This is a genomic window from Streptomyces mauvecolor, assembly GCF_039532965.1.
Taxonomy (GTDB): domain Bacteria; phylum Actinomycetota; class Actinomycetes; order Streptomycetales; family Streptomycetaceae; genus Streptomyces; species Streptomyces violascens.
Genome location: NZ_BAAASQ010000021.1, coordinates 348326 through 367401 on the forward strand (window position 1 = coordinate 348326; position 19076 = coordinate 367401).

Below are 19076 nucleotides of genomic sequence, written 5' to 3' on the forward strand. Positions count from 1 at the left end.
CAACGGAGAACGGTCCCGCATGCGGAGAATACTCATAGTCGGAGCCGGTCAGTCCGGTCTTCAGCTGGCCCTCGGACTGCAGGCGCAGGGGTACGAGGTCACCCTGATGTCGAACCGCACGGCGGACGAGATCCGGTCCGGCCGGGTCATGTCCACGCAGTGCATGTTCCACACCGCGCTCCAGCACGAGCGCGACCTCGCGCTGAACTTCTGGGAGTCCCAGGCCCCGCGCATCGAGGGCGTCGGCGTCTCGGTCGCCGCCCCCGACTCTTCCCGCGCCATCGACTGGGTCGGCAAGCTCGACGGCTACGCGCAGTCCGTGGACCAGCGGGTCAAGATGGCCGGCTGGATGGAGACCTTCGCGCAGCGCGGCGGCCAGCTGGTCATCCACGGCGCGGCCGTCTCCGACCTCGACTTCTTCGCGCGCACCTATGACCTGGTCCTGGTCTCGGCGGGCAAGGGCGAGCTCGTCTCGATGTTCGGCCGCGACGCGTCGCGCTCCCCGTACGCCGAGCCGCAGCGCGCGCTCGCGGTCTCCTATGTGCACGGGCTCGGCCCGCGCCCGGAGCACCCCGAGTTCGACGCGGTGCGCTGCAATCTGGTGCCGGGGGTGGGCGAGCTGTTCGTGATGCCGACCCTGACCACCTCGGGCCGCGCGGACATCCTGTTCTGGGAGGGTGTGCCCGGCGGCCCCCTGGACGTGTTCAACGGCGTGAAGGACCCCTCCGAGCACCTCGCGCTCACCCTGGAGCTGATGGAGAAGTTCCTGCCCTGGGAGTACGCGCGGGCCACCAAGGTCGACCTGACCGACGCGGGCGCCACGCTCGCCGGCCGCTACGCGCCGACCGTCCGCAACCCGATCGGCCGGCTGCCCGGCGGCGGCCTGGTGCTCGGCGTCGCCGACGTGGTCGTGGCGAACGACCCGATCACCGGCCAGGGCTCCAACTCGGCCTCCAAGTGCGCGGCTTCCTACCTCGCCTCGATCGTCGAGCACGGCGAGGCGGAGTTCGACGAGGCGTGGATGCAGGCCACCTTCGACCGGTACTGGGACACCGCCCAGCACGTGACGAAGTGGACCAACGCCATGCTCGGGGTGCCTCCGGAGCACGTCCTGAACCTGATCGGCGCGGCCGGTCAGCTCCAGCCGGCCGCCGACCGTTTCGCGAACGGCTTCAACGACCCGGCCGACTTCGAGAACTTCTTCTACGAGCCGGAGAAGACGGCCGCCTACCTGGCCGAAGTGGCAGGCGCCCAGGGCTAGTCGGACTCCCCCGAGTACCCCGTGTCCACCCCTTCCGTCGCTCCCTCGGGGAGCTTCGGGGGGTGGTACGAGGCCATGGGGCCCGCCGCCGGGTCCGGGCGGACCGCGCCGAGCAGCGGGTTCGCGGCGATGGGGGAGACCTTGACGCGGGCGCCGGGCCGGGGCGCCTGCACCACCAGGCCGTCGCCCAGGTACATCGCGACATGGGTGGCCGTGGGGAAGTAGACGACCAGGTCGCCCGGGCGCAGCGAGGTCAGCGGGACGCGCGGCAGTTCGGCCCACTGCTCCTGGCTGGTGCGGGGAATCTCGCGGCCCGCGTGCGCCCACGCCTGCGAGGTGAGCCCCGAGCAGTCGTAGGACTCGGGGCCCTCGGCACCCCACACGTACGGCTTCCCGATCTGTTCGACGGCGTAGGCGAGCGCCCGGTCGCCCTCGAACGACGGTGCGCGCGTGCCGCTCAGGGCGCCCGAGGCGAGCAGGTCCTGCTGGGCCCTGTCGGTGCCCAGCCGCTCCAGGCGGGTGAGCTCGGCCAGTTGCTCGGGGGAGAGGCCGGCGAGCAGCTTCTCCACCTCCTTGAGGCGGAGTTCCACGTCGTCCTTCGCCTGCTGTTGCCGCCGGGCGAGGGCCAGCTGTTCGTCGAGGGCCCGGCGCGAGGCCCGCGCGAGGCCGGCCGCCTGCTGTTCGCCGCGGGCGAGCCGGGCCATAGCGGCCTGCCGCTCGCGCGCCGCGCGGTCCAGGACGTGCCGCTGGTCGAGGGCGCTCTGCGGATCCCTGGCCAGCAACAGCCGTACGTACGTGGAGAGTTCGCTGCGGCCCTGGTACTGCTCGCGAGCCAGCCTTCCGGCGTCGCGGCGGCTCCGGTCGAGCGCGGTGCGGGCCTTGGACAGCGAGGCGGCGAGCCTGTGCTCCTCGGCCTCGCGGCGCTTCAGCTCGACATCGGTGGTCTTGTACGCCTCGGTCGCCTCCTCCGTCTGCCGGTACAGCGTCTGGAGCTGGGCCAGCAGGACCGGGGCCGAGGTCTCGGGGGGCTGCGCGGGCTGGACCGCCGAGGACTCGCCGGGCGGCGGCTGGGGCGCGGCCACCGCGAGCGGGCCCACCACCGCCGTCGCCAGCGTCATGGCGACGGCCACCGCGCACACCGAGCGCACGCGAGCTGACATGTGCTCACCTCCGGTCCGGAACCGGTCCGTCCGGCCCTACCGGATCGGATCGTGGCACGCACCGGCGTGACAGTCCCGGTGGGAGAAGTGAACGGGGGTTTCGCCTCACTCGTGCGGCGGCAGCCCGGTGCGGGGGCTTGCGCCGCCGCCCTTCTTCGTCCACGGCCAGCGGCGCGGCTCGCGGCCCTCGGGTACGTAGGTGTACTTCCAGCCGCGCGGCAGGCCGAGCCGCTTGGAGTGGGCGGCCGGCTCCAGGCGGTAGGCGTACACCGTCGCCGGGCCGCCGTCGGGATCCGGCACGGGCACCTCGTACCACTGCGGCGGCTTGCCGGTATGGCCGGTCAGTACCGGCAGGACGCGCCCGTCGAGGGGGCCGCCCACAAAGAGGGTGTTCTCGCTTCGCACCCCCCAAGTCTCACAGCAGGTGGGCCGCCTCGCTCACCACGGGTATCACCCGGCGGGCCAGCACGCCGACCGGGCCCTCGGCCGCCTCGTGGGCCAGCGCCCCCCGCACCACGGCGGCGGTCTGCCCGTCGGTGGCGGCCGTGGCGGTGAGCAGCGCCACCAGGTGGTCCACCAGCCAGTCGCGCAGCCCGGGCAGCGGGGGCTGCTTGTCCTCGTCCAGCCAGATGAGGGAAGCCGCCTCGACCGCCGCGATCCAGGTGCGCACCATCATCCGAAGGCGCGGGCCCGGCTTCTCCACCCCGAGGTGCACCAGGATCTGCTCGGCCGCGGCCCGCCGCACCTCGTCGACGATCGCCGTCGTACGGGACGTCTCGGCCATGCTGCCGCCCTGGAGCAGCGCCGAGAACCCGGCGTCGTGCTCGTCGACGAAGGCGAGGTAGCGGTCCAGGGCGCGGGTGAGGCGCTGGGTGAGCGGCCCGGTCTGCGCCTCGGCGAAGCACAGCTCCAGCTCGTCGGCGGCCGACCTGAGGGCCGCCTCGTACAACTGCTGCTTGCCGCCCGGGAAGTAGCGGTAGACCAGCGGCCGCGAGACGCCCGCGGCCTCGGCCACGTCGTCGAGGGACACGTCCTCCGGCGCCCGGTGCGCGAACAGCGAGAGAGCCGCGCCGAGAAGCTGGGTGCGGCGCTCCTCGACGCTGAGCCTGCGGTACGCGGGGGTGGCGGCGGGTGAGCTCATAGCAGCAGCGTAATCCCCGCGATCGGGGTTTACGCCAGGAGTCCGGAGGACTTCCAGAGCCGTCGGCTCAAGCCGTTCATGCTGCATTCGATGTGCGGCTCCGCCGCGTGGCCATGTCGTCAGGCGAGCAGGCCCGAGCTCTTCCACAGCCGCCGGCTCAGCCCGTTCATGACCCCTATGTCATCCAGGAATTCGGTCAGGCGGCTCGCGCCGCTCTGCATGACCTCGCGGCGGTGGCCGCTCGCCTTCACCTGGGCGACGGCCTCGCGGCGGTCCAGGCCGACGTTCTCGTACACCTGCGGGTTGACGAAGCAGGTGGCGAAGACGCGGGCCGCCTCGCCGCAGCTGATCCGGGTCAACTCCCGTTCCCAGCGCGGCGCGGACACCATCTGGCGGCGCAGCTCCTCGCGGGCGTAGCGGACATGGCGGGCCTCCTCGACCACGTGGATGCGGGTCACGCCGCGCACGATGGTCTGGACGCGCTCGTCCGGGAAGGTCAGGCGCTGCATCCAGTCCAGGATCTCCTCGCCGAGCAGGGTGGCCGCGAAGGAGCCCGGCGTGGTGGAGACGGTCTTCAGGACGCGGGCCAGGTTGTGGTACACGCGCGGCACCCGGTACGTCGGCGCCCCGCCCTTCTTGATCATGCGGGCGAACATCATGGAGTGGCGGCACTCGTCGGCGATCTCGGTGAGCGCGTACCGGACGTGGTTGCTGGTGAGCGACTTGTCGTAGATGTGCCGCACGAGCAGCTGCATCAGGATGATCTCGAACCAGATGCCGAGCGAGGCGAGCGAGGCGGCCTCGTGGCGGGCCAGGTCCATGCGCTGTTCCTCGGACATCTTCCGCCACAGCGGGGTGTCGTACAGCGAGAGCAGCTCCGGCGGCCAGAACCACTTGCCGTCCTCGACGGGGGCGTCCCAGTCGAGCTCCTTGTCGGGGTCGAAGGAGTGCTTCGCGGACGATTCGAGCAGCCGCTCGGCGACCTGCTCGCGGTCCCTGAGCAGGCCGAGTGCGTCGCGGAGCGCATCGCGTTCGGTCACGGTCGTCATGGCTGGGGGCACCTCGTGGCTGGGTTACCTGCGGTCGCCTCTTATGAGACTGCTTGTCAGCAAGCTCGTCAATCCCTTGCGCGCCACTTGTTGACCGCGCGTCTACCACCGTGTGAACCTGCCAACTGCACAGCAGTGTGCAGAAGTTCGGCCGATGGACGACGACGTCCGCGAGGCGAAGGAGCCGCACGTGTCGACGCACGACCTTTATGTGACGGGCCCGCGAGAACCCCTGTGGCAGGTGCCGGCCTCCGGCGCCGCCCGCTTCAACTGGGACTACGACGACGGGCGCGACCGTCTGCTCGCCCTCTACCAGAAGGGCAAGGACAAGCAGTGGGACGGCGCCAAGCGCATCGACTGGGACCTGGAGGTCGACCCGTACGACCCGCTCGGCACCCCGGACGAGGCGATGACGCTGTACGGCACGCGCTACTGGGACAAGATGACCGACCGCAACAAGGGTGATCTGCGGCAGCACTACACGTCCTGGCAGTTCAGCCAGTTCCTGCACGGCGAGCAGGGCGCGATGGTGTGCGCCGCCCGCATCGTGGAGTCCGTCCCGGACCTGGACGCCAAGTTCTACTCCGCGACCCAGACCATGGACGAGGCCCGGCACGCCGAGATCTACGCCCGCTTCCTGCACACGAAGCTCGGCATGCTGTACCCGATCAACGACAACCTCCAGTCGCTGCTCGGCGACACCCTGCGCGACTCCCGCTGGGACATGCCCTACCTGGGCATGCAGGTCCTGATCGAGGGCCTGGCGCTCGCCGCGTTCGGCATGATCCGGGACACCACGACCAAGCCCCTGCCCAAGCAGATCCTGGCGTACGTCATGCAGGACGAGGCCCGCCACGTGGCCTTCGGCCGCATGGCCCTGCGCGACTACTACACCCAGCTCTCGGACGCCGAACTGCGCGAACGCGAGGAATTCGTCATCGAGGGCTGCTACTTGATGCGCGACCGGCTGCGCGGGGTCGAGGTCCTGGAGAACTTCGGCATCCCGAAGAAGGAGGCCGAGCAGCTGAGCGAGGAAAGCGAATTCCTGCACCTCTTCCGCAAACTCCTCTTCAGCCGCATCGTCCCCTGCGTCAAGGACATCGGCCTCTGGGGCGAACGCCTCCAGAAGGCCTACGTCGACATGGGCGTCTTCGACCTGGGCGACTCCAACCTGGACCTCCTGATGACCCAGGACGAGGAAATCGCGGAACAACTGGACAAGGAGCGCTTCGAGGCGGAGGAGAAAGCGAGGGTGGCAGAGGTGGAGGGGGCGATCGCGGAGGGGTCGGTCTAGGAGTCCGGCCCAACCCGGGCCGCGTCCAGGGGCGGCCCGGGTTCGCCCGATGTCTTCGGGGTGCGGCTCGGTGCCGTGCTGATCGAGGGGCACGGGGAACGGCGCGACCGGCGCCCCGGGGCCCACGGACGGACGACGCGCGGGAGCGCCTGGGCCCGCGCGGACGGCCTTACTCCCCCGTCCCCGCCGGGAACGCGGTCCGCAGAGTGAAAGCGTGCGGGGTCGGCCCGTGCGCGCGCAGGTGCAGGACGCGCTTCTCCGCCTCCTCCACCGTCGGGCGGTGGCCCGCCGGGATCCACCACAGGGCGCTCATGGGATCGGTCAGCCGCTGGAAGAACTCGAAGCGGCGGGCGAGCAGTTCGCTGTGCAGGCCCTGGTACATGAAGGCCGTCAGCGCGTCGGCGTCGCGCCACACCGACATGTTCACCAGCATCGTGTCGTCGCCGAAGAACCGGAGGTCGGTCGCGTTGCCGCTGTCCGTCTGCAGGCGCCACACGAAGCCGTCGGAGGCGTCCGCCACCGCGTTCACCGGGTCGAGCCCGTCCACGAAGTCCTTCAACTCGGCCGAGTCCAGCGGGTGTTTGAGGCGGCCTATGTTCACCTGGGCGAGTTCGTACTGAGACGTGTCGTTGGTCATGGGGCGCAGAGTAATCAGGAGCGCCGACGGAGGCGCCCCGTTTTCCGAGGGGCGAGACGCTAGGGGGTGCCCACCAGCGCCGCCTCCATCACCGCCCTCGCGATCGGTGCCGCGTCGCCGCCGCCGCTGATGTCGCCCCGCTTCGCCGACGCGTCCTCGACGACGACCGCGACCGCGACGGCCGGGCGGTCCGCGCCGTCCGCCTGGGCCCAGGAGATGAACCAGGCGTACGGGCTGCCGACGTTGCCGACGCCGTTCTGCGCGGTGCCGGTCTTGCCGCCGACCGTGGCCCCCGGGATCGCCGCGACGGTGCCGGTGCCGCTCCTCACCACGTCGATCATCATCTGCTGGAGCTGCTGCGCGGTCGCCGGATACATCGCCTGCTGGTAGGTGCGCGGCCTGGTGGTGGAGACGGTCGTGCCGGCTGAGGTCGTCGTATGGTCCACCAGATAGGGGTATTTGAGCTCTCCGCCATTGGCGACGGCCGCCGAGACCATCGCCATCTGGAGCGGCGTGGCCGTCGTGTCGAACTGGCCGATGGAGGAGAGCGCCAGTTGGTCGGGGCTCATCCTCGTGTCGAAGTTGGATTTCGCGACCCTCGACGGGATACGCAGCAACGGGTCGTTGAAGCCGAACCTCTGCACCGCGTCCACCATGTGGGCCAGCCCCACCTTCAGCCCCACCCTCGCCATCACCGTGTTGCAGGAGACGGTGACCGCGTACGCCAGCGAGGCCCCGCCGCAGCCGCTCGGCTCGTTGGGGAGCGTGGTGAGCGAGTTGGGCAGGACGTACGGGTCCGGCGTGTCGGTCGGCGCCTCGACGTCCGTGATCAGCCCCGCGTCGAGCGCGGCCGCCGCCGTCACGATCTTGAAGGCGGAGCCGGGCGGATACGTCTGCCGGATCGCCCGGTTCAGCATGGGCTGGCTCGGGTCCGAGGTCAGCCGCCGCCAGGCGTTCGCCACCGACCTGCCCGTACCCGACAGGACGCCCGGGTCGTACGACGGGCTGCTGACCAGCGCCAGGATCCTGCCCGTCGACGGTTCGATCGCCGCCACGGCCCCCTTCCTGCCGGCCAGACCGTCGTACGCGGCCCGCTGCATCGACGCCCTGATGGTGGTGACGGCCCGTCCGCCGGACTGCCGGCCGCCGGTGAGGCCGTGCCACAGCGGGAACACCGGCAGGAGCGGAGAGGTGCCCGACAGGACGGGGTCCTCCGCGTTCTCGATGAGCGTCGTGCCGTACGTCTGCGAGGCGTACCCGGTGACGCTCGCGTACAGCGGCCCGTACGTGTACGTCCGCTCGTACCGCAGCTGCTGGCCGCTGTCCCGCGATCCGGTGACGCTCTCCCCGTCGACCACGATGGCGCCGCGCGGCTGGTGGTAGCGGGCGATCATCATGCGGCGGTTGGCGGGGTGGGAGTCGAGCGCGTCGGCCCCGAAGACCTGGATGCGGGCCGCGTTCACGAGCAGCGCCACCAGGAGGACGAGGCAGAAGGCGGCGGCCCGCCGGATGTACCGGGTCATGCGGGTGTCCCCTTCACCGAGGGTTCGGGCCGGGCGATGACGCCGGGTTCGACCGCGGGAAGCGGCCGGTGGGCGGAATCACTGATCCGGATGAGCAGCGCCACGATGATCCAGTTGGCGACCACGGACGAGCCGCCCTGCGCGAGGAAGGGCATCGCGAGGCCCGTGAGCGGGATGAGCCCCATCACGCCGCCCGCGATCACGAACACCTGGAGGGCCAGGATCGAGGCGAGCCCGAGGGCGAAAAGTCGCCCGAACGGGCTGGTCAGGCAGATCCCGGCCCGGTAGCCCCGGGCCACGAGCAGGGCGTACAGGAGGAAGATCGCGGTCAGTCCGGACAGGCCGAGCTCCTCGCCCGCCGTGGCCAGGATGAAGTCGGACTTCGCGGCGAAGCCGATCAGGGTGGAGTGGCCGAGGCCGAGCCCCGAGCCGAGCGTGCCGCCCGCGCCGAACGCGAACAGCGACTGGGCGAGCTGGCTGGGCCCGCGGCCCGCCTCGATGGTGGCGTACGGGTTCAGCCAGTCGGCGACGCGGCTGTGCACATGGGGTTCGAACAGGGCGACCACGGCCGCGCCGGCCGAGGCGAGCAGCATCCCCACCGCGATCCACCCGATGCGCCCGGTCGCCACGTACAGCATGACCACGAACAGGCCGAAGAAGAGCAGCGAGGTGCCGAGGTCGCGTTCGAGTACGAGGACGCCGACGCTCATCAGCCAGATCGCCACGATCGGGCCGAGCACCCGGCCGGTGGGCAGCTGGAGCCGCCAGATCACGCGGCCGGTGTACGCGAGCGCGTTGCGGTTGGCGGCGAGGTAGGCCGCGAAGAACAGGGCGAGCAGGATCTTGGCGAACTCGGCGGGCTGGAAGGAGAAGCCGCCCACCCTGATCCAGATCTTGGCGCCGTTGACCGCGGGGAACAGGATCGGGACGAGCATCAGGAACAGGCCAGCCGCCATCGAGACGTAGGCGTACCGCTGCAGGACGCGGTGCTCACGCAGGACCAGGACGACGGCGAGGAACAGGCAGACCCCGAGCGTCGACCAGACCAGCTGGGTGGGGGCCACCCGGCTGCCCGGGGTCGCGAGGTCGAGCCGGTAGATCAGCACCAGGCCGAGCCCGTTGAGCAGCACCGCGATCGGCAGCAGCAGGGGGTCGGCGTGCGGGGCGCGGAAGCGGACCACGAGGTGGGTGAGGAACGCGAGCAGGCCGAGCCCGGCGCCGTAGCTCGCGGCGTCGGGCGGCACCGTGCCGTTCCTGGCGAGGCCGACGTCGACATAGCCGAGCACCACGACGAGAACGGCGCCGATGAGCAGGGAGAGCTCGGTGCCCCGCGGGTCGGGGAGGCGGATCTCGGGCGGGGAGGCGTCGGCCGCCAACGGTGCGGTCATGCCAGGCAACGTAGCAAGACACAGGCCTTATGTCCCTGTATGTCATAAAGTGCCGAACGGAATGCATGACGGTACGTCAAAAAGGAGCCGGCGCCATGGGGCCCGTGGAGTTCATCGTCCTCGCCTTTCCCGAGGAGCAGTTGAGGGTCCGGGCGGTCGCCTCGCTCGGCGCGCTGCGCCGGTCCGGAGCCATCGCCCTGATCGACGCGCTGGTCGTCACCAAGACCGCCGGCGGCGAGGTGCTCGCCGCCGAACTCGACGAGTTCGAGGAGCTCCAGGGGATGCTCGGCGGCCGGGACGCGACCCGGCTCATCGGCCCCGAGGACGTCGACGAGTCGGCCGGGCTCCTGGACCGGGGGAACTGCGCGCTGCTCGTGCTGGTCGAACACCTGTGGGCGGCGGAGGCGGCCGAGGAGGTGCGGGCGGCCGGCGGTCGCATCGCCGGCTCGGTACGGATCCCGCCGGAGCGGCTCGCCGAGGTGAAGGCGGGGCTGGCCGCGCTGGCCGCGTCCGCACCGTCCCCGTCGTCATCCCCGTCCTCGTCACCGTCCACCGGAAAAGAGGCTTGACCGATGTACATCCGACCCGCCCGCCCCGAAGGGCACCCCGTCGAGCGGCCGGCCGGCGCGCCCCTGCTGCGCGGTCTGCTCTCCGGCAGCCCGGGCTACGCCGCCGACCGTGCGGCGCACGCCGCGGCGCCGCACGCGCCCGTGCACGCGAGCGGCGCCGATGTCGCGGACCGGCTGGCCCGCCTGGGTGACATGGTCGGCGAAGGACTGCTCACGCTCGAAGAGTTCGCATCCGCCAAGTCCAAACTCCTCCGCGGCTGAGCGGCCGGCTCAGCACCAGCGCGGCACGGCCCCGATGTTGTCGATGTAGTAGGCCGATGCCCACGCCCAGGTGCCGTCGGTGAGCAGGTACCAGTGGTCGTTCCCGTTGACCCGGTCGCCGCCGGTCCTGCAGAAGATGTGCACGATCGAGCCGTACGCCGCCACGCCGACGATCCTGCTGCTCCGGGTGGGCCGGTCGCGCAGGAGCAGGCCGGACCTGGCTGTGACGCGGCCCGTGTACCCGTTCTGTACGGACTCCCCGGCAGTGGCGGTCTGCGCCGTGGCCAGGACGGCCACGGCTGCGGTGGCCACGCAGAGGCCGAGTGCGGCAAGGGGTGAGCGCAGGGACATGGTGCCTCCTGGATGGGGCGGGGCCGCGGGTGAACGACCCTCAATTCGCCTGCCTCACGGTAAATTCGCTCATTGGAGTTCGCAAAGCGTAACGAGGCGTCACTCGGCGCCCGGGCGCTCCCCGGACTCGGGCGCCTCGAAGTCGACGTACTCGGGGAGTTCGAGGCGGGCCACCGCGCCGCCGTCCGCGGCGTTGGCGAAGCGCAGCTCGGCGCCGATCACGGCCGCCTGACCCACCGCGATGGTCAGGCCGAGCCCGTGCCCCTTGTTCCCGGCGTCGGTGCGGAAGCGCTGCGGGCCGTGGTCCAGGAGGTAGTCCGGGTAGCCCGTGCCGTGGTCCCGGACGGTGACGACCGGCCCGTGCACCGTCAGCTCGACCGGGGCCTTGCCGTGCTTGTGGGCGTTGGCGAGCAGGTTGCCGATCACCCGCTCGAGGCGGCGCTTGTCGGTCTCCACGCAGGCGTCCCGCACCACCGTGAGGGTGGTGTCCGCCTCCGCGGTCCCCGAAGCGACCGAGGCGCGCACCACCCGCTCCACCACCGGGGCCAGCTGCTGCATGTCCAGGTCGACGGTCTCGCTGCCCGCGTCCAGGCGGGAGATCTCCAGGAGGTCCTCGGTGAGCGAGCGCATCGCCTGCACCCGGTCGCGTACCAGCTCGGCCGGGCGGCCCTCCGGCAGCAGCTCGGCGGCCGCGTGCAGACCGGTCAGCGGGGTGCGCAGCTCGTGCGCCACATCGGCGGTGAAGCGCTGCTCGCTGAGCAGTTTGCCCTGGAGCGTGGAGGCCATCGTGTCCAGGGCGCCGGCCACGGTGGCCACCTCGTCCTGGGGGCGCGAGGGGTCCTTGGTGCGGGGGTCGTTGACGCGGGCGTCGAGGTCGCCCGCGTCGATCCGGCGAGCCACCGTCGCGGTCTGGTGCAGCCGCCGGGTGATCCGGGTGACCGCGAAGACACCGACGAGCAGGGTCGCGCCGATCGCGAGGATGGACGAGCCGAGGATGGCCTTGTCCAGGCCGTTGATGGTGCGGGCGCTCTGGGTGTAGTCGATCTCGGCGGCGAGCGCCCTGCCGTCGGCCGGGCCCGCCGCCCACATGGTGGGTCGGCCGTGGTCGTCGTCGACGAGGGTGCCGCGCCTGCCGGAGACGGCGAGCGCGCGCAGCGAGGGCGGCAGCTCGGGCGGGTCGAGTCCGGCGCCGGGCGGCAGCTGCTCGCCCGCCTCGTACATCTGGGTGACGTCGGCGAGCCGGTCGAGCGCCTTGTGGCGGGCCTCGCCCACGGTCTGCCGGGTCACCGACACGTGCACCAGGACGCCGAGCAGCGACGCGAGCGCGCAGCACATGACGGTGATGAACACCGCCGACTTCCAGGTCAGCGTCGCCGTCCAGCGGGGCAGCGGCAGGCGGGGCGGCCTCGATATCCGGGGGAGTTTCATGGTGCGTCCGCCGTGGGGGTGGCCGACGGCTTCGCCGTCGGCGGCTTCTTCTTCGGCGACGGCGGGAGCTGCCCGGCGCCGGACGGTGCGGGGTGCTTCCCGCCGGGGGTTTCGCCGCCGGTCTTGTGGCGCACGATCTCGTCCCGGGTGGGGAGCATCGCCTGCTGGTGGTCGTCCCAGGACCACGCGGTGCGGTACTCGTATCCGGGCATGCCCGCCGACACCGACCGCAGGATCACGTCGCGGCCGGCCAGGTCGACGCTGATGATCTGGTCGACGGTGGACATGATGCGGATCAGGCCGCCGTCCTTGGCCGGCATGTAGCACCGCACCGCGAGCTGCTGGTCCGGCATCCGGATGCCGACGATCAGCTCGTCCTTGCCGTCCCCGGTCAGATCCCGGTAGTACGGCTTGAGCACCGGGCAGCTGCCCGGCTTCTGCTTGCAGGTGGCGAGCTGGCGGACCGTTTCGTCGTAGAGACCGTCCTCGCCGCTGTACGTGTTCGGGTGCGCCTTCACCTCGGCCTGCACCACGGCGACCGGGTTCAGCTTGCGGACATCGCCCCCGGTCACCTTGATGCCGGGCACCTGCTCCGTGTCGGTCTCGCCGTAGTCGTTCGGGGTCGCGGTCGCGGGCGGCAGATCCGGCCACAGGTGTATCGGGCCGATCGCCGTCGGCGTCGCACCCGAGCTCTCCAGGTGGCCCGCCCCGCCGCAGCCGGACAGCAGCAGAGCACCCACTGCGGTCAGCAGGGGTGCCAGGAGGGCTGTGCGGAGGTGGCGGATCAAGGTGCTCCTGTCGTGCGGGAACCCCAGGCTATTTCACCTTCCGCCGGGGCTTCGCCCGAGCCCCGGTGCGTTATTCGGCCTTGACCAGGTCGGCATAGAAGATGATGTTGGCCGAGCGGTGACCGTCCTTGATCGGACCGCCACAGGTGATGAGGCGGAGCTCGGCGCGATTGGTCGTCCCGTAAACCTTATGCGTCGGGAAGTCCTTTTTCTCGACCTGCTGGGTTTCCCGGATCTTGAACACCGCGGTCGAGCCGTCCGCCCGGCCGACCTCGATCAGATCTCCGACCTTGATGTTCTTGACGTTCCGCATCAGTGCGGGGCCCTTGGCGGTGTCGTAGTGCGCGACCAGGACCGAGGCCCCCTTTTCCCCGGGCGTGACGCTGCCGGTGTACCAGCCCGCCTGCTCGGCCCGGTCCACCGGCGGCACCTCCAGCTCCTGCGCGGAGTCCACCCCGAGCCGCAGCACCGGGCTCGCGTCGACCCCCGCGGAGGGGATGACGACCCGGGTCGGCTCGGAGGCCTCCATCGGGCCGACCGCCGCCCTGGCCTGCGGGGCGGCGGCGTTCTGCACCCTGACGTCGGGCGCCTTGGCCGTGGTGTCGGCCGTGCAGGCCATGAGCCCGCCGCCGAGGGCGAGGGCGAGCGCGGAGGCGGCGGCGATCCTGGGGATCCGGGCCGGGGTGGGCGTGGTCATGCGTACGACGCTAAATGCCCGGTATTGCGGCTTTACCCCGCATACGTAACAGTCGGCCGTACTTCAGCGGGCGGTGCTGTTACGCGGGGGCGGGGTCGGCCCTCGGGCGTTCCTACTGCTGGTACGGGTTCTGGCCCTGCATCTGGCCCGGCTGCGGCTGGCCGTACTGCTGCTGCGGCGCCACCGGCTGGGCCAGCAGACCCTCGGCCTGCTCCTTGGTGATCTGCTGCTCGAGCCCGCAGAACGTGCACTGCGTACGGAACCGCGTGGAGATCGGGAACAGCGGAACGAAGAACAGCGTGAACTTCGTGACGTACTTGCGCAGCCCGTGCGCCGAAGGATTGCCGCAGTTGCCGCACACCAGTGTGAGCATCGCGAGCTGGTAGAGATAGCCGCGGGTGCCGAAGATGATCATTGAGTGGTTCCCCTCCCGGATTCCTGGGTCGTGTCGCGCGTAAGTGTCGTGGTCATGACCGTCCTGCGTCCATCGCGTTGTGACGACGCCCACACGACTTATTGCCCTCACGGGCATCGTGCTGTTCCCATGGTCGTGGTGGGGTGATGGGGCATGCCAGGACTGCGGGTCACACCGGTACACCGGCACGGACAGGCGCGACTGTACGTCAGCCTCCCGGACGGGCGCAGCGTCGCCTGGTACGACCGGGACACCGGACGCGTGTCGCTGCTGCTCGACGACCGCAGGGACGAGGTGCTCGCGGCGCTGCGCCCGTACGCCGTCGGCGAGTTGACCGTCGGCCCGCCACCTGTGCCGACCCCAGCCGACCTGGTCCGGCTCTCCCTGCACCCGGACGACGACCTCGCCCCCAACCGGCCCGGCGAGGCGATCCTGACCGAGCTGGAGCGGTACGCGTCCCAGCACCGGTTCAGGGCCGACCCGCGCCGCCGGGAACTCGCCGCGCAGCAGCTCGCCGGGGCCGCCCTGGAGCGGCTGGAGGGCGCGGGCTGGAGGGTTCTGCACTCGGTCCCGCTGCCGGGGGAGGCCAGGATCGACCACCTGCTGGTGGGGCCGGCGGGCGTCCTCACCGTGCGCTCCCTCGCCACCCAGCGCCACCGGGTGCGGATCGCCGACCCGCTGGTCACCGTGGGCCGGGCCGCCTCCGTGCCGTATCTGCGCCGCGCCCGCCACGAGGCCGAGCGCGCCTCCCTCGCCCTCGCGGCGGCGGTGCGGCCCGTCCTCGTGCTGGTCGGCGCGGAACGGGTGGAGCTCGGCCCGCCCGGCATCCGGGGCGTGACCGTCCTGAAGGACAGCGAGATCCCGGACCTGGCCCGCACGGGCGGCGTCCTGAAACCGGCGGACGTCGAGTCCCTGTACTGGACGGCCCGGGACCGCCGGACGTGGCTGCGGGTCTGACCCCTGTCACCCCTCGGCGTTCCGCAGCCGCAGCACCACCGCCCCCGCATGCCGCGTCGTCGCCCACTCGACCTCCGCGAGCAGCCCCTCCGCGACCGCCCGGTACGCCACCTCGCCGAGCCCGGCCGCGACCGCCGTACCGCCTCCCTCGGCCGCGAGCGGGGCAAGCGCGCGGCCGGCCTCCGCGCGCAGGGCGGCGGGCAGCGGGCCCGACACCAACGGCACGTCGTCGCCAGGCAGCACCAGGACGAGCGCGGCAGGCCGGGCCGCACTGCCGGTGTGCCCGATGACGACCGCCTCGCGGGTGTCGGTGTGCCGCAGCTTGCGCCAGGCGCGGTGCCCGGCCCGGTACGGGGCGTCGAGCCGCTTGGCGACCAGGCCCTCGATGCCGCTCGCGGGCAGCGTCTCGTACCAGGTCAGCGCGGTGTCCACCGACGTCGTCATCGGCACGGCCTGGAGCGGCGGGCCGAGCGGGGCGAGCACTTCGAGGAGCCGGGCGCGCCGGCGCTCGTACGGCTCGGCCCGCAGGTCCCGGCCCGCGTCGGCGAGCAGATCGAAGGCGGCGTACGAGGCGGGCAGGCGGCGGGCGAGAAGGGGCGCCCGGGCCGGGGTGGCGGCGGCGCGGCGCTGGACCGCCGCGAAGTCGGTGCGCCCGCCGGACCACACCACGACCTCCCCGTCCAGAACCGTCCCGGGCCTCAACTCCCTTGCCGCGTCGGCCAGATCGGGGAAGGCGCCGGTGATGATCCGCCCCGAACGCGCCTGGAGCACGACCCGCTCCGCCTCCCGGAACACGACCATCCGGTGCCCGTCGAACTTCGGCTCGTACGCCCACCCCGCCCCGCGCGGCAGCGTGGGCACCGCCTCGGCGAGGGCGACGGTGAGCGGGGGCCGCAGTGCCGGGGCGCTCACGGGAGGCGGCCCGCCCGGTCGGGGTCGGACAGGGGCGCCAGGAGATCGCCGTCCCGCTCCAGGCGGGGGACGATGTCGCCGATCAGGAACGTCAGGTCGCCCGGGGCTCCGCACGACTCGACCTCCGGCCACGACACCGGCGCCGACACCGTCGGGCGCTCCTTGGCACGCACGGTGTAGGGCGTCGCGGTGGTCTTCGCGGCGGCGTTCTGGCTGAAGTCGATGAACACTTTGCCGGGGCGCAGCGCCTTCGCCATCTTGTGCGTGACCAGCTCCGGCAGGGCCGCCTCCGCCTCCCTGGCCAGCGTCTTCGCGTACGCCGAGACCTGGCCGGAGGGGGTCGGCTCCAACGGGCAGAGCAGGTGCAGCCCTTTGGCGCCGGAGGTCTTGGCGTACGTGTGCAGCCCGTCCGCCGCGAGCCGGTCCCGCAGCCAGACCGCCACCGCGCAGCAGTCCACCACGCTCGCGGGCTCGCCCGGGTCGAGGTCGAGGACCAGGCGGTCCGCCTCGGCGGGGGCATCCGCGCGCCACTGCGGGGTGTGGAACTCCACCACCAGGTTCGCCGCCCACATCAGGGTGGCCAGATCGGCCACCACGACCTGGCGGGCCGCCTTGTCCTCGGAGCGGGGGACCGCGGCCGTCTTCACCCAGGAGGGCGTGCCCGGCGGCGGATTCTTGGTGAAGAAGCGCTGGCCCCCGGGGCCGTCCGGGAAGCGCAGAAACGACACAGGGCGGTTGTCCAGCTGGGCCAGGAGCGGGCCCGAGACCGAGGCGCAGTAGTGCAGCAGCTCGCCCTTGGTGGTGCCGGTGGCCGGGTAGAGCACCTTCTCCAGATTCGACAGGGCGATCCGCCGCCCCTCCACCTCCGTGATCGGCGTCATACGATGAGAGTCCCACGAACCACACGAACCACACTCCTCGGGGACGAAGAGGAGAAACCGTGCGATCCATCTGGAACGGTGCCATTTCGTTCGGCCTGGTCAGCATCCCGATCAAGCTCGTGAATGCCACCGAGAACCATTCGATCTCGTTCCGCCAGATCCACACGGCGGACGGCGGCCGGGTCCGCTACCGCAAGGTGTGCGAACTCGACGGCGAAGAGCTCAGCACCGAGGAGATCGGCAAGGCGTACGAGGACGCCGACGGCTCGATGATCCCGATCACCGACGCCGATCTGGCCTCCCTGCCGCTGCCCACCGCCAAGACGATCGAGATCGTCGCCTTCGTGCCGGCCGACACGATCGACCCGCTCCAGATGGACGCCGCGTACTACCTCTCCGCGAACGGGGTGCCCGCAGCGAAGCCGTACACCCTGCTGCGCGAGGCCCTCAAGCGCAGCCAGAAGGTCGCCATCGCCAAGTTCGCGCTGCGCGGGCGGGAGCGGCTCGGCATGCTGCGGGTGGTCGACGACGTCATCGCGATGCACGGGCTGCTCTGGCCGGACGAGATCCGGGCGTCCGAGGACGCCGCCCCCGAGGCCGACGTCAGCGTCCGCGAGGCCGAACTCGACCTGGCCGACGCCCTGATGGACACCCTCGGCGAGGTCGACATGGCGACCCTGCACGACGACTACCGGGCCGCCGTCGAAGAGCTCATCGCCGCGAAGGCGGACGGCGCGCTGCCCCAGGCGGAGGAGGCGCCCGCCGCCAAGGGAGGCAAGGTCATCGACCTGATGGCCGCCCTGGAGAGCAGCGTCAAGGCCGCGAAGGCCGCGCGCGGGGAGGGCGAAGAGGGGGAGGTCGCCGAGGTCACCGAGCTGAGCTCGCGCAAGACCGGTAAGTCCGCGCCGGCGAAGAAGACGGCGGCCAGGAAGGCGACTCCGGCGAAGACCTCGCAGGCCAAGGCGGGGCAGACCAAGACGACGCAGGCCAGGAAGAGCACTGCCACCAAGGCCACCACGGCGGCCAAGAAGTCGGCGGCGGCCAGCCCCAAGTCCACCGGTGCGAAGAAGTCCACCGCCACCACCGCCAAGAAGACCGCGGCGAAGAAGGCGGCCCCGAAGAAGCGGGCCAGCGCCTGACTTCCGTACCCCGGCGCGTGGCCTCGATTCGGTAACGGAAGGGTTGCGGCGCGTCCGCGATGGCCAAAAGGATGCCCAGGGGTGTGAAAGGGGTGCGGTCATGGTGCGAAGAACCGGCGACGGCCATACCCCTACCGAGCCACAGGGCAGCCCGGACTCCGTTGTGCTCGCGGTGCTGCCGTACGCGGTGATGGCGCTGGTCGTCGCGGCCAACCTGATCGCGGGCCCCACGGTCGGGCTGCTGCCGCTGGTCTCGCTCGGGCCCGCCTTCGCCGGGCTGGTCGGCGGCTGGGGGCGCACCGTCGTCGTGGGCCTGATCGCGCTGGCCGCCGGGGTCGGGCTCGGGATCTACAGCGACCTCTTCGAGGAGCGCCGGGGCTTCGCCTCGCTGGCCGCCGTCGCGGGGGTGACCGCGGTGGGCGTGGCCGGGGCCGTGATGCGCCAGCGCCGCGAGGCCGAACTCGCCGGCATGCGCTCCATCGCCGAGGTCGCCCAGCGGGTGCTGCTGCGGCCGGTGCCGCGCAGCGCGGGGCATTTGCGCGCGGCGGTCTCGTACACCTCGGCGGTCGCGGAGGCCAGGATCGGCGGGGATTTGTACGAGGTGGTGGCGGCGCCCGAGGGGGTGCGTGTGATCATCGGCGACGTCCAGGGAAAGGGGCTCGAATCGGTGGAGACGGCGGCCGTGGTGCTCGGGGCGTTCCGGGAGGCCGCGCACGACGAGCCGGACCTGAAGGGGGTGGGGGCGCGGGTCGAGCGGGCGGCGGGGCGGGCCCTCGAGGGCGAGAAGTTCGTCACCGCGATCATCGCCGAGCTCGACCCCGCGAACGGGGCGATGTTCCTCAACTACGGGCATCCGCCGCCCCTGTTGGTACGGGCCGACGGCTCGGTGTCCTTCCCGGAACCCGCGTCGTACACGCTGCCGCTCGGCCTGGGGCTCGGCCCGATGGAGGGCCCGCAGCCCTTCCGGGTCGCCTTCGCCCCCGGCGACCAGCTCCTGCTCTACACGGACGGGGTCACCGAGGCCCGCGACAGATCGGGCGCGTTCTATCCGCTGGGCGCCCGCACCCCGCTCCTGAAGGACCCCGACCCCGAGGCGGCTCTGGAGGCCCTGAGGCGTGACCTCATCCTCCACACGGCGGGCCCGCTGCACGACGACGCGGCCATGCTGCTGCTCCGCCATCGCGAATGACCCGGTCCGTTCCGGCCGGGCTTCGCGTGCACGGGT

21 protein-coding genes are annotated in these 19076 nt (G+C 71.8%); 7 read left to right on the plus strand and 14 right to left on the minus strand.

From position 1 onward, the window contains the following. Window positions 1–19: 19 nt before the first annotated feature. Window positions 20–1261: a styrene monooxygenase/indole monooxygenase family protein gene (locus tag ABD346_RS27010; RefSeq protein WP_344378383.1), complete on the plus strand. Its 1242-nt coding sequence runs from the start codon at window positions 20–22 to the stop codon at window positions 1259–1261. Here ABD346_RS27010 and ABD346_RS27015 read toward each other — a convergent pair. From ABD346_RS27015 to ABD346_RS27030, 4 genes are all read right to left on the minus strand, one after another. Next, window positions 1258–2421 carry a C40 family peptidase gene (locus ABD346_RS27015; RefSeq protein ID WP_344378384.1) on the minus strand — a complete coding sequence of 388 codons (1164 nt, stop codon included), beginning with the start codon at window positions 2419–2421 and terminating at the stop codon, window positions 1258–1260. The two genes, ABD346_RS27010 and ABD346_RS27015, sit on opposite strands and share 4 nt — an antisense overlap. A 105-nt stretch (window positions 2422–2526) precedes the next feature. Next, window positions 2527–2826, minus strand: coding sequence for a hypothetical protein (locus tag ABD346_RS27020; protein ID WP_189962652.1), 300 nt, complete (start codon window positions 2824–2826; stop codon window positions 2527–2529). Window positions 2827–2836: 10 nt separating this feature from the next. Beyond that, window positions 2837–3562, minus strand: a complete 726-nt coding sequence (locus ABD346_RS27025) for a TetR/AcrR family transcriptional regulator (protein ID WP_344378386.1) — start codon at window positions 3560–3562, stop codon at window positions 2837–2839. Window positions 3563–3681: 119 nt separating this feature from the next. Beyond that, window positions 3682–4611: an AurF N-oxygenase family protein gene (locus ABD346_RS27030; protein WP_344378388.1), complete on the minus strand. Its 930-nt coding sequence runs from the start codon at window positions 4609–4611 to the stop codon at window positions 3682–3684. Window positions 4612–4801: 190 nt separating this feature from the next. On the opposite strand from ABD346_RS27030, the gene ABD346_RS27035 reads away from it, so the two are divergent. Beyond that, a complete protein-coding gene (locus tag ABD346_RS27035) occupies window positions 4802–5905 on the plus strand; it encodes a ferritin-like domain-containing protein (protein WP_344378441.1) in 1104 nt (367 codons plus the stop codon). Between the two features lie 169 nt (window positions 5906–6074). Here the strand turns inward: ABD346_RS27035 and ABD346_RS27040 are convergent, their stop codons facing one another. Genes ABD346_RS27040 through ABD346_RS27050 form a run of 3 tightly spaced genes read right to left on the minus strand, consistent with a single transcriptional unit; the run spans window position 6075 to window position 9453 of the window. Beyond that, window positions 6075–6542, minus strand: a complete 468-nt coding sequence (locus tag ABD346_RS27040) for a DUF3291 domain-containing protein (RefSeq protein ID WP_344378390.1) — start codon at window positions 6540–6542, stop codon at window positions 6075–6077. Window positions 6543–6601: 59 nt separating this feature from the next. Further along, window positions 6602–8065: a penicillin-binding transpeptidase domain-containing protein gene (locus tag ABD346_RS27045; RefSeq protein ID WP_344378392.1), complete on the minus strand. Its 1464-nt coding sequence runs from the start codon at window positions 8063–8065 to the stop codon at window positions 6602–6604. Next, the gene (locus tag ABD346_RS27050) at window positions 8062–9453 is read right to left on the minus strand and encodes an FtsW/RodA/SpoVE family cell cycle protein (protein ID WP_344378394.1); all 1392 of its coding nucleotides are present in this window, start codon (window positions 9451–9453) and stop codon (window positions 8062–8064) included. Before ABD346_RS27050 ends, ABD346_RS27045 begins: the two co-directional genes overlap by 4 nt. Before the next feature lie 95 nt (window positions 9454–9548). On the opposite strand from ABD346_RS27050, the gene ABD346_RS27055 reads away from it, so the two are divergent. Next, the gene (locus ABD346_RS27055; RefSeq protein ID WP_344378395.1) at window positions 9549–10022 is read left to right on the plus strand and encodes a DUF6325 family protein; all 474 of its coding nucleotides are present in this window, start codon (window positions 9549–9551) and stop codon (window positions 10020–10022) included. Between the two features lie 3 nt (window positions 10023–10025). Further along, a complete protein-coding gene (locus ABD346_RS27060) occupies window positions 10026–10283 on the plus strand; it encodes an SHOCT domain-containing protein (RefSeq protein WP_344378397.1) in 258 nt (85 codons plus the stop codon). Window positions 10284–10292: 9 nt separating this feature from the next. Here ABD346_RS27060 and ABD346_RS27065 read toward each other — a convergent pair whose 3' ends face one another. The 5 genes from ABD346_RS27065 to ABD346_RS27085 all read right to left on the minus strand — a co-directional run bounded on the left by ABD346_RS27065 (window position 10293) and on the right by ABD346_RS27085 (window position 13962). After that, window positions 10293–10634, minus strand: coding sequence for an SH3 domain-containing protein (locus ABD346_RS27065; protein ID WP_381227815.1), 342 nt, complete (start codon window positions 10632–10634; stop codon window positions 10293–10295). Between the two features lie 99 nt (window positions 10635–10733). After that, window positions 10734–12062 carry an ATP-binding protein gene (locus tag ABD346_RS27070; RefSeq protein WP_344378398.1) on the minus strand — a complete coding sequence of 443 codons (1329 nt, stop codon included), beginning with the start codon at window positions 12060–12062 and terminating at the stop codon, window positions 10734–10736. Next, the gene (locus ABD346_RS27075; protein ID WP_344378443.1) at window positions 12059–12847 is read right to left on the minus strand and encodes a hypothetical protein; all 789 of its coding nucleotides are present in this window, start codon (window positions 12845–12847) and stop codon (window positions 12059–12061) included. Before ABD346_RS27075 ends, ABD346_RS27070 begins: the two co-directional genes overlap by 4 nt. A gap of 73 nt (window positions 12848–12920) precedes the next feature. After that, a complete protein-coding gene (locus ABD346_RS27080; protein WP_344378399.1) occupies window positions 12921–13547 on the minus strand; it encodes a class F sortase in 627 nt (208 codons plus the stop codon). Between the two features lie 112 nt (window positions 13548–13659). Continuing rightward, window positions 13660–13962 carry a zinc ribbon domain-containing protein gene (locus ABD346_RS27085; RefSeq protein ID WP_344378401.1) on the minus strand — a complete coding sequence of 101 codons (303 nt, stop codon included), beginning with the start codon at window positions 13960–13962 and terminating at the stop codon, window positions 13660–13662. A 153-nt stretch (window positions 13963–14115) separates the two neighbouring features. Here ABD346_RS27085 and ABD346_RS27090 point away from each other — a divergent pair, with 153 nt between their 5' ends. Continuing rightward, window positions 14116–14919, plus strand: coding sequence for a nuclease-related domain-containing protein (locus ABD346_RS27090; RefSeq protein WP_344378403.1), 804 nt, complete (start codon window positions 14116–14118; stop codon window positions 14917–14919). Window positions 14920–14925: 6 nt separating this feature from the next. Here ABD346_RS27090 and ABD346_RS27095 read toward each other — a convergent pair whose 3' ends face one another. Then, on the minus strand, window positions 14926–15831 hold the full coding sequence (locus ABD346_RS27095) for an ATP-dependent DNA ligase (protein WP_344378404.1): 906 nt from the start codon (window positions 15829–15831) through the stop codon (window positions 14926–14928). Next, the gene (ligD, locus tag ABD346_RS27100) at window positions 15828–16712 is read right to left on the minus strand and encodes a non-homologous end-joining DNA ligase (RefSeq protein ID WP_344378405.1); all 885 of its coding nucleotides are present in this window, start codon (window positions 16710–16712) and stop codon (window positions 15828–15830) included. The genes ABD346_RS27095 and ligD overlap by 4 nt, the downstream gene beginning before the upstream one ends. A 59-nt stretch (window positions 16713–16771) precedes the next feature. Here ligD and ku point away from each other — a divergent pair, with 59 nt between their 5' ends. Together ku and ABD346_RS27110 are read left to right on the plus strand one after the other, a co-directional pair. After that, window positions 16772–17851 carry a non-homologous end joining protein Ku gene (gene ku, locus ABD346_RS27105; protein ID WP_344378408.1) on the plus strand — a complete coding sequence of 360 codons (1080 nt, stop codon included), beginning with the start codon at window positions 16772–16774 and terminating at the stop codon, window positions 17849–17851. A gap of 100 nt (window positions 17852–17951) precedes the next feature. After that, entirely contained in the window at window positions 17952–19040 is a 1089-nt protein-coding gene (locus ABD346_RS27110) for a PP2C family protein-serine/threonine phosphatase (protein ID WP_344378410.1), read from the plus strand. The last annotated feature ends 36 nt before the right edge of the window (window positions 19041–19076 follow it).

Excerpts from the sequence above, each read along its gene's own strand:
- ABD346_RS27010 (WP_344378383.1), top strand. The coding sequence starts at position 20 with ATGCGGAGAATACTCATAGTCGGAGCCGGTCAGTCCGGTCTTCAGCTG.
- ABD346_RS27015 (WP_344378384.1), bottom strand. The coding sequence starts at position 2,421 with ATGTCAGCTCGCGTGCGCTCGGTGTGCGCGGTGGCCGTCGCCATGACG.
- ABD346_RS27025 (WP_344378386.1), bottom strand. The coding sequence starts at position 3,562 with ATGAGCTCACCCGCCGCCACCCCCGCGTACCGCAGGCTCAGCGTCGAG.
- ABD346_RS27030 (WP_344378388.1), bottom strand. The coding sequence starts at position 4,611 with ATGACGACCGTGACCGAACGCGATGCGCTCCGCGACGCACTCGGCCTG.
- ABD346_RS27040 (WP_344378390.1), bottom strand. The coding sequence starts at position 6,542 with ATGACCAACGACACGTCTCAGTACGAACTCGCCCAGGTGAACATAGGC.
- ABD346_RS27045 (WP_344378392.1), bottom strand. The coding sequence starts at position 8,065 with ATGACCCGGTACATCCGGCGGGCCGCCGCCTTCTGCCTCGTCCTCCTG.
- ABD346_RS27050 (WP_344378394.1), bottom strand. The coding sequence starts at position 9,453 with ATGACCGCACCGTTGGCGGCCGACGCCTCCCCGCCCGAGATCCGCCTC.
- ABD346_RS27055 (WP_344378395.1), top strand. The coding sequence starts at position 9,549 with ATGGGGCCCGTGGAGTTCATCGTCCTCGCCTTTCCCGAGGAGCAGTTG.
- ABD346_RS27060 (WP_344378397.1), top strand. The coding sequence starts at position 10,026 with ATGTACATCCGACCCGCCCGCCCCGAAGGGCACCCCGTCGAGCGGCCG.
- ABD346_RS27065 (WP_381227815.1), bottom strand. The coding sequence starts at position 10,634 with ATGTCCCTGCGCTCACCCCTTGCCGCACTCGGCCTCTGCGTGGCCACC.
- ABD346_RS27070 (WP_344378398.1), bottom strand. The coding sequence starts at position 12,062 with ATGAAACTCCCCCGGATATCGAGGCCGCCCCGCCTGCCGCTGCCCCGC.
- ABD346_RS27080 (WP_344378399.1), bottom strand. The coding sequence starts at position 13,547 with ATGACCACGCCCACCCCGGCCCGGATCCCCAGGATCGCCGCCGCCTCC.
- ABD346_RS27085 (WP_344378401.1), bottom strand. The coding sequence starts at position 13,962 with ATGATCATCTTCGGCACCCGCGGCTATCTCTACCAGCTCGCGATGCTC.
- ABD346_RS27090 (WP_344378403.1), top strand. The coding sequence starts at position 14,116 with ATGCCAGGACTGCGGGTCACACCGGTACACCGGCACGGACAGGCGCGA.
- ligD (WP_344378405.1), bottom strand. The coding sequence starts at position 16,712 with ATGACGCCGATCACGGAGGTGGAGGGGCGGCGGATCGCCCTGTCGAAT.
- ABD346_RS27110 (WP_344378410.1), top strand. The coding sequence starts at position 17,952 with ATGGTGCGAAGAACCGGCGACGGCCATACCCCTACCGAGCCACAGGGC.